Source organism: Mesotoga infera (assembly GCA_011045915.1).
GTDB lineage: Bacteria > Thermotogota > Thermotogae > Petrotogales > Kosmotogaceae > Mesotoga > Mesotoga infera_D.
Map to the genome: position 1 here is coordinate 1 of DSBT01000291.1, position 8,738 is coordinate 8,738.

Annotated in this window: 7 protein-coding genes; 2 read left to right on the forward strand and 5 right to left on the reverse strand. The window is 44.2% G+C overall.

What is annotated here, in order from left to right; all coding sequences use genetic code 11:
* Positions 1 to 201, reverse strand: a 201-nt coding sequence (gene mscL / locus ENN47_09480) for a large conductance mechanosensitive channel protein MscL (GenBank protein ID HDP78393.1), incomplete at its 3' end; no start/stop codon positions are given.
* A 179-nt stretch (positions 202 to 380) separates the two neighbouring features.
* Positions 381 to 2,063, reverse strand: a complete 1,683-nt coding sequence (gene ggt / locus ENN47_09485; protein ID HDP78394.1) for a gamma-glutamyltransferase — start codon at positions 2,061 to 2,063, stop codon at positions 381 to 383.
* 165 nt (positions 2,064 to 2,228) lie between these two features.
* Between ggt and nadE the strand changes: the two genes are divergently transcribed.
* Positions 2,229 to 3,068 carry an NAD(+) synthase gene (gene nadE / locus ENN47_09490; GenBank protein ID HDP78395.1) on the forward strand — a complete coding sequence of 280 codons (840 nt, stop codon included), beginning with the start codon at positions 2,229 to 2,231 and terminating at the stop codon, positions 3,066 to 3,068.
* On the opposite strand, the gene ENN47_09495 is transcribed toward nadE, so the two are convergent.
* The 3 genes from ENN47_09495 to ENN47_09505 form a co-directional block, all read right to left on the reverse strand.
* On the reverse strand, positions 3,052 to 4,131 hold the full coding sequence (locus tag ENN47_09495) for a hypothetical protein (protein ID HDP78396.1): 1,080 nt from the start codon (positions 4,129 to 4,131) through the stop codon (positions 3,052 to 3,054). The genes nadE and ENN47_09495 overlap by 17 nt on opposite strands.
* Positions 4,132 to 4,589: 458 nt before the next feature.
* On the reverse strand, positions 4,590 to 7,040 hold the full coding sequence (locus tag ENN47_09500; protein ID HDP78397.1) for a hypothetical protein: 2,451 nt from the start codon (positions 7,038 to 7,040) through the stop codon (positions 4,590 to 4,592).
* 53 nt (positions 7,041 to 7,093) lie between these two features.
* Positions 7,094 to 7,555, reverse strand: a complete 462-nt coding sequence (locus ENN47_09505) for a hypothetical protein (GenBank protein ID HDP78398.1) — start codon at positions 7,553 to 7,555, stop codon at positions 7,094 to 7,096.
* 135 nt (positions 7,556 to 7,690) lie between these two features.
* On the opposite strand from ENN47_09505, the gene ENN47_09510 reads away from it, so the two are divergent.
* On the forward strand, positions 7,691 to 8,542 hold the full coding sequence (locus ENN47_09510; protein ID HDP78399.1) for an aminotransferase class IV: 852 nt from the start codon (positions 7,691 to 7,693) through the stop codon (positions 8,540 to 8,542).
* Positions 8,543 to 8,738 lie beyond the last annotated feature (196 nt).

Sequence of the window (8,738 nt, forward strand, 5' to 3'; positions counted from 1 at the left end):
GAGTGTTGCATAAGATTCCCCTGATATGTTTATGAATAGGTTGCTTAAATCAACGCCGCCTGTGAATAGACCGAGAACCGGCATCAGTATGTCGTCTACAAGAGATCTCACAATTACTTGAAACGCACCACCGATTATGATACCAACAGCAAGATCAATGACGCTGCCACGACTGATAAACTTCTTGAACTCTTTCCACACACCACTCACCCCCCTCTACCCATGACGTTATAAAAAGATTATAATCTGGTTTAATTCCAAAAGCAAAGTCCAAAACACTCTTAATAAGCGGTTCGTTTTGATCTACTCACCAACACCATTATTAAAATAAGACTCTGCATTGCTTTCGATTGAGCTTCGGGCAACTCCAAAACATCATCTCAATAAGCGACAGCCTGCCCGTCTCTTCTGGGATCGGCTCCTCCAAATAGTATTCCAATATTTCTGTTGAACAAGACGGCATGAACCCCACCGAAGTAGGGATCATAGTCGTTTCTTACAGTTATGTCATGTCCCATTTCGATTAGCCTATTGTAAGCGTTAATTGATATCCTTCCTTCTATGGACATCGGGCCAGTCTGTGTCCTAAATACTCTGGGTGCGAGAATTGCTTGCTGCACAGTCATTCCGTGGTCAATGATGTTGCTTATCGTTTGAGCCACAGTAGTGATAATCCGTGTACCTCCTGGCGCGCCGATAGCCATATATGGTTCACCTTCAGGATCAAGAACGAGTGTAGGACTCATGCTACTGAGAGGTCGTTTGCCAGGTTCTACTGAGTTTGCTGAGCCGGGGGTTTTTACGAAGTCGTCCATGTGATTATTTAATAGAATCCCGGTACCTGGAACAACAACGCCGGAACCAAAGAAGTAATTTATGGATTTTGTAATAGCAACCATGTTTCCCTCTCTGTCCATAACAGAAAGATGAGTAGTGCTTCCGCTTTCGAACTTCCAGGGGTCACCGGGCTCGACGGAATCAAGTGGAATGCGCTTATCGATTTTCTCAGCAAGGATCCTAGCATAATCTTTCGAAGTTAGTCCCTCGAGAGGAACATCTACAAAGTCAGTATCCGCCATGTATTTTGATCTATCCGCAAAAATCAGTTTCATTGCCTCCGACCAGATGTGGACCGTCTCGGCAGTGTTGTCTCCCATCGATCCGACATCGAAATTTTCCATAATATTTAGAAGTTCAATCACATGAGTTCCTCCAGAGCTGGCAGGTGGAACTGACAGAATAGTGTAACCTCGATACGTGCCGACGACTGGTTTGCGAACCTTCACTTCATAATTTGCAAGATCATCCATTGTCATTACTCCGCCGCGTTTCTGAACTTCGGCCACAATCTTCTCGGCAATTTCCCCAGAATATATCGCGTCTTTCCCGTTCTCTACGATAGATCTTAGCGTATCGGCCAAGTCCTTTAGTACAATAGTCTCACCCACTTCATAAGGAATACCTCCGTATTTCAAATAGAGGTCTACGCCATTTTCCATCATCATTATCTTCTCGTAGTTATCGCTAATAATTGAAAAAAGGTTAACTGTTACAGGGATTCCCTTCTCGGCCCATTCTATGGCAGGCTGAATCACTTCTTCTCGAGAAAGCGTTCCGTAGTTTTCAAGAGCGTATAACAGGCCGGCGACTTCACCCGGAACCCCGATGGCCTTTCCTCCGATGACGCTCTCATAGTTTACTGGGCGGTTATTCTCGTCAAGATTGAAGAAAGTAGGGCTTGTAGCGTTCGGTGCAGTTTCTCTGAAATCAATAACTACTGCTTCATCCATATCGGCCAGCTTGATTATCATGAATCCTCCGCCACCGATTCCAGAAGCATTAGGTTCAAGAACACCTATCGCAAATGCCGTGGCTATAGCGGCGTCCACAGCATTTCCTCCCATCTCGAGAATCTTAATGCCTACTTCTGAGGCTTCGGGTTTTGCGGCCGCAACAACTCCATTTCTTCCCTCTGCATCTCTTCCATAGAGGTTAAGAGGGTTCGATGCCAGGACGGCCCCAGCGATTAGTATTGACACAAGAAGAAACATGAATTTTCTCATTTTTCTCTCCTCCTATTCAGACTGTGAGATTGCTCTGACAAATCAGTCTAACATTTCTAGGAAGTGAAACTTATTGGTTTTCAGACTTTCCAGTGGGCGCTTGAGTCGAATTTTCAGTCTTCAAGAACGAAGGAATAGTCTAGTATAATCTTCTTGGTGATCATAATGCGAGAAATTGTCGATTTCATAAGAACCTCCATTCAGATGTGGGGCTATCGAGGGGCTGTGATAGGAATAAGCGGAGGAATAGACTCCGCAGTGGTGGGTAAGCTAGCCGTGGATGCCCTGGGTAAGAAAAATGTATTTGGCCTTCTAATGCCCGAGCGCGACTCTTCGAAGGATACCCTGGAGGATTCTAGGCTCGTAGCTCGTTTCCTGGGAATAGACTTCAAAGTAAAGAACATAAGTTCGGTTCTCCGTTCTGTCGGATGCTACAGCCTCCAACCGCCGGCTCTTCTTATACCTCAGTCGGTTAAAGAAAAGTATGTAAGGGATAAGTGGCAGCAGCTTTCTTCAGACCCATTCCTCGATGACTTGGCCGACAGGGGTAATGAAGAATTCAAAAGGGGACTGGCTTTCTATAGAGCTAAGCACAGAGTCAGGATGGTTTCGTTGTATCTGGAAGCCGAAAAAAGGGGTTACGCTGTGCTTGGCACGACAAACAAGACCGAATGGCTTTGCGGACTCTATGTGAAGTGGGGAGATGATTCAAGCGATATTGAGCCGATTAGACATTTGCTCAAGACTGAGGTAATGGATCTGGCAAAAGACTTAAAAATCCCTGCAAGAATTGTTGAAAAGCCACCGAGTCCAGATCTGATTCCGGGGGTCAATGATGAGACTGCCTTTGGACTTCAACTTAATGAGCTAGATGAAGTGCTTAGGGAAATCGAAGCCGGTAGAATCCCAAACCCTCACGACAGGAAAGTCATGAGGGTTATGGAAATACTCCAGGCAGCTGAACACAGGAAGCTCAGGAATCTTTCAATTATTCAGAAGAAGTGAGAGTTTTAAGTCCGTTACTCCATGAAATGCTTATCAAACTAACTGCGACTCTTTCCAGTTGTTGATCGGCAAATTCCGGAAAGTCAGTGAAATCTTGTTTCTTTGCTTCCCCAGGTCCAACGCTAAGTCCATCGAGTTCCTTTTCGGCAACGTAGAGCTCTTTACCCATCGGATCCAGTAGTCTGAAAGAGATGTGCACTGCCTTAACTGTTCCAAGATCCGAGTTGTTCTTGACTCTTAGGACGACGCCCTTCTTCTTGCTGAAAGTCCCAATTTTTTCTATGCTTGACTGAATAACGACTTCGCGATGGAGGGAGTTCGTTGTTTTTCTGTCTCCTGCAAGGTAAAGGTCCGCACTCTCTGGAATACTGTCTTCCAGATCGAGATCAGATACAGATATTTCTTCTCCAAGCGGTTCTGGGAGCGATTCATTCTTAGTTTCAAAACTCTCCAAAGATTTGTACAGCTGATAAAGATCCCACAAGTTGTCGTTGAAGACTCTGTGTTTTTTCAGTTCTTCAACGATTATTCCGGTGCTGAAGGAATCCAAATCTATCTTCGAGTTTTCCTTGCGAATCTTCACGCCATCCTGGCCAAAGTGGACTCCAGAAAGAACAAACCATTCATCTGGCATCGGAAAGACAAATCTTCCAATGTGCTCTTCCTTCGAAGAGAACTCTATTGTATTAGCAATAATCGGAACGACGTAATCGGTTTCTCTCTTTGCAGGAATCTTCGATGCTTCTCCATCTGGCACCACTCTCATAGTCTTTCCAAGAGTTCTTGACTCGAAGGCCCAAAGTGAAATTGAATCCTCATAAAACTTGTCGTCCACAACTTTTACCCCTTGAAGTTTAACAGAGCTAAGATCGAGTTTGCTTTTGGTTAGAGAAAACTTGGACGATTCCATCTTCACTTCTACTACTGCCATAAGCCGGTCCTTGTATTTCGCAAAGACTGGATCGGAAGGAAAAGTGAACGTTATTCCATCGTGTTTTGATTCTTCGATGAAGACTGATCCTGAATCACTTATAAGAAATGCCGAGTACCCCATTATCTTCATAATCGTTTCCCCCTTTCTTTTTGTTATCTCCGATAACAGCATTATACCTCATTCCGTTGCTGCGGCTTAAGCAAAGTCGACTGGCAGGCAGATTTTGAGTTCTTTTCAAAAGTTAACTGGAGGACCCGGATTGCTCATTGAGACTTATATGCCGGTAGTATGTAGGCTTGAGATAGTTGTTCTGATTTCGCACTCAAAGGGTAATTTCGTTGTCTCTATTGCATGGGTAATCCTAGAGGAATCTGGAGTTTACAAATTGAGAAAGTAGCCCCAGCGGCTCTGAGAATGAGTGATTCTGTCCTTTCTCTACAAAGGAACTTGCTTACAAGTAAACTTTTGGGAGAGTACTTGTTGCTCCGTTCTGAAAATCAGTGGCTGTTCAAAAAAGAAAGGAGAGGATTCCCCTTTCTTGTCTGTTTCGTTTGAGCAATTCTTGACTGATTTATGGAAATCTCTCTTTACGGTTGATTATCCAGTCCAAAGTAGATTCCAAAGCGCGAGTCACTGTACTGAATGCCTATCTTGGGGAAAATGTCTCCTAAACCAATTGTTGAACCGACATTTATGAACAGGTAAAGAGCGGAGTGATCTAGACTGGTGTTTGTTCCGGTTATCACACCACCAATTCCCAACTCTTTCAAGAAGAATAGAGGACTCCATCCCCAGTCTATCCTATACAAGAGTTGAGCCCCGTTCGCATACCAGTAGAAATCATCGTGGAAGCCGACGCCAAGGCCGACAGACGTACCTAGAGTGGGGGAGAATCCAGCATCCACTGCAAGCAGTGGCGTGATCCTTCCATCGGAAAGTTTTATCCCTGGTTCCAGCGAAATCGAGAAGAGATTTCCTCCCAGACTTAAGGGAACGGATGTGGTAATGCCTCCCGACGTGTCAAATCCAATATAAGCGTGTGATCTAAACCTCGTTGAGGGATTGAGTGGCATCTGGAAAAGCTCAGCAGAAAGGCCTGCATTAGCGATGGGGACTTCAGGCAGACCAAGATTAATTCTCAGCATCACATTTACTCCTTCAAACAACTGGCCGGTGTACTCAGCCGTGAAGGAAAGTTTTTCAGTGCCGAATGTGAATGATGGCATTAGCGTCATAGAGTGTTTAGAATCATGAGAAAGGTGTAAGGTCACAAATCCCAGAGACAAGTTTTCGCCATCATAAGATACAAATGGAGCTCTCAAAATGGGATTCAGAAAGTGAAGGAAGGTTTTCTTCAGGTAATCGCCACTTGTATACTCCACAGAAGATGGCTCGAAGTCATCGGGCTCTACTTCTTTAACGCTGTAAGGAGTGCTTTCAAGACCGAATACATAAATCGACATTCCCTTTTCACTTCGGGAGTGTCCGAATCCATACACTTTAGAATCCAAAACCATCGCCTTTTCAAGATTGGCACCTTCGGTTAATCTGAAAAGCTCTCCTGATGATATCTCTACAGCGAAAGCATCCATATATCCTTCTTCATAGGCGGCTGTAAAGACTACCTTCCCTTCGTGATAATCAATACCCCTTCCCTTGAGATAGGGATCGTCCAGAATTACTCTGAATTCTCCTTCTGTGAAAGTAGCGATGGCTCCGTTAATGCCATTCCTTGATAGCAGCATAACCAGGCTTCCATCATCAAGAACCACGATATCTTTTACGAGCCATGGAACTGTTATGAGTTGCATCTCGTCGAAGTATATGGTTGATAGTTCAGTCTTTGAGTCGTACAGTGCTTTGATCAGTCTTCCGTTGTAGATATCAAAGGCAGTGATCATTCCTTTGTCCAGAAGCCTGACAGAAAGAGGGGGCCTGTGTGACCAGATTTCTCTGGACGTCGTATTCCTTTCGGTTACCGAAGTCATCAAGTAGATGTTCCCTTCGTGCCATTTCAGGCTCAGGGCGCCAAAGTCAGAAATCCTCCTTGAAAAGCCGCCATCGACATATTCTTCAATTCCTCTTTCAACGGAGCCATTCCATGAACTTGCTTCACCGAAAACCGAATAGGAGAAAACGACACCGTTCTCGGTCTTCGTCATGTCGTATATCTGACCGTTGGTAACTGTTCTCACTTCCGTTAAGGTGGCATACTTTGTGGCTTCGATTCCGACTTCTTCTTTCCAGTCATTGTATAGCCCGTCCAGGGTTTCACCGAATGCAATTTGTGAGGCGTTGATGGGGCCGAAAACTGGAAGTCTTCCGGAGACTTCACCATGAAACTCCTTGACTGATTCTATGCCGAATCTTCTAACGAGATAGTCATAGAAGCTGGCCATATAGTTATAATAAAGAGCTCCTCCCCGGTAGTCTTCTCGCGATACGGACAACGCGTAGTCCAGAGTTGGGAAGGAGTTTGCTTTCATGTTCTGATAGGTCATTTCCCTTCCCCACATTGGATTGTTCAGTCTTCCCTCGGAGAAGTAATTTGACGATTCGGCGAACAAAGCAACTCCCTCCACAAACGGTGAAAGCTGCTGAGGAGAAAACATTTCCGTTCCTAAGAGCACTCTTGAGATGAAAGCCGGTATACCGGTTGTATAAGTGAGGTGAGCAATATGAGTGAATTCGTGGATAAGAAGCTGTCTGTAAAGATTAGCTACATTCATTCTGGTCGATAGTGTTGTGTCAGCAGGCCACACGAAGACCTGAATTGTCTTATGGTTCTGGGCTTGAGCAAGTCCATTCGTATTTGCTCCAAAATCGGCGAGCACGATGTTTATTCTTCCCGGGTCGTTTCCGACGAGTTCGATTGCCTTTGGCCGTATCGATTCGAAGGTGTTTCCCAAATAAACGGCAACTTTCTCATATCCGTCCGGGTAATAGATATCAGCATTGGGGAATTCAAGTACATTATTGGCAAGCATTGTGATTGCAAGTACAGTCACAATTGCCAAGAGCAACAATATTTTTCTCATTGTAAACCTCCTGCCTCAGACCATCAATGAAGGGGTTACTCCCCGAATCAAAACTATAAACCAAACGTTTCCTTAAGAAAGTGTTTAACCTTTCTTGCATTCAAATCCTTTCTGAAAGTCAGTTTGATCTTGCCTTCATTCCAGACGATTTTGATTACGGTGCTGTCAAAAGAATTTCCTTGAGAAGAATCCGTATTACTGGAAACCTTGAGTTTTCTAAGCGCTTCTTTCGGGATGAATAGATTGCCGGGTGTTTCATTCAAAATCTCTTCTCTTGTCTTCTCGTTGTATCTCTCAAGCAAAGAAGAGCCCGCCGACATCACGGATGCCATCTTCTTGAAGAACCCTTCGTTTCTTTCTTCGGAGGCTTCCTTTGCCTTTTTAACGGCTTCATTTGTTATTGATTTAGTCAACTGCACCAACAAGAGTCCCTCTGGAATTACAACAACATCGTACACCTTACTTCCAAAAAGCCCCGAAGAGCCTCCAGGAAAAAGTGCCAAAACGTTGTCCATTTAGAAAACCTCCAAATGAAAGGTCTGCTTACGGTTCCGTTATATTCTAACATTGTTCGGGTGTCATACCGTAAATTGATGGTCAGTTTGATGCATAATAGTGTCAGGAAGGTACTAAAACTCAGGGAGGTTTCTATGTGGGCATTTCTTGACGGTGATTTTGTGCAGGAGAAAAGCAGAGTTATTCAGCTAGAGAACAGGGGACTGACTTTTGCAGACGGACTCTTTGAGGTTATAAGGACGATCGAAGGAAGAATTCTCTTTTTTGAAGAGCACTTCTCGAGGATGAAAAAGAGTGCCGAGTTTTTCAACATAGGGATACGATTGACTCCGGAAGAAGTAAAGAAAAGTGCACTTGAACTCATAAGAAGAAATTCTATCGAAGATGGGGAGCTTTATGTAGAACTGACGAGAGGGACAGACCCTCACAGAGAACATAGATACCCTCCAAAAGATACATCCAGCACGTTTTTCATGCTTGCTTTGCCTCTGAGAAAAATTGACACGATCAGTTGGAAGGAAGGTGTTAAACTCCTAACCTACCCGGACTTGCGTCATAAACTCTGTGAGCACAAGACAATCAATCTATTGCCGAACGTTCTTGCCAAAAACTTCGCATATGCCAATGGAGGATATGAGGCGCTGATGTATCGAGAAGAAGATGGGATTAAATTCGCGACCGAAGGGGGTAGTTCAAACTACTTTCTTGTGGAGAATGGGATCTTCTTAACGCCAAATGTCGACAATATTCTCCCTGGCATTACCAGGGGAAAGGTGATTGAAATCATAAAAAGACTCGGACACAGGATCATTGAAAAGCGAGTCACCGTCCAGGAGTTTCTAAGCGCGGAAGAGGTTTTCCTTGTGAGCACGGTTTCCCGTGTAATGCCAGTAAAGGCCATCGATGAAGTCACTTTCAAAGTTCCCGGCAGATACACCGGGGAAGTTATGAGGGCATATGAAGAACTCTTCTTCTCAGTCAGGTAAATGATTTGGTATAAACTTGTGAGAAAAGGTAAACAATGCGTATAAATTTCCTCTTTAAACCCTTTGTAATGACCGGCTAGTATATAATTGCATAAACTCTTCACGATCCACATCATCTTTCTTGGAGGTGTTACGGGATGAAAAAGCTCTTTGTTCTTATGCTGATTTTTTTCTTTTCATCACTTTTGTTAGGTCA

Coding starts and splice junctions, on each gene's coding strand:
- ggt (HDP78394.1), bottom strand. CDS start 2,063: ATGAGAAAATTCATGTTTCTTCTTGTGTCAATACTAATCGCTGGGGCC.
- nadE (HDP78395.1), top strand. CDS start 2,229: ATGCGAGAAATTGTCGATTTCATAAGAACCTCCATTCAGATGTGGGGC.
- ENN47_09495 (HDP78396.1), bottom strand. CDS start 4,131: ATGAAGATAATGGGGTACTCGGCATTTCTTATAAGTGATTCAGGATCA.
- ENN47_09500 (HDP78397.1), bottom strand. CDS start 7,040: ATGAGAAAAATATTGTTGCTCTTGGCAATTGTGACTGTACTTGCAATC.
- ENN47_09505 (HDP78398.1), bottom strand. CDS start 7,555: ATGGACAACGTTTTGGCACTTTTTCCTGGAGGCTCTTCGGGGCTTTTT.
- ENN47_09510 (HDP78399.1), top strand. CDS start 7,691: ATGTGGGCATTTCTTGACGGTGATTTTGTGCAGGAGAAAAGCAGAGTT.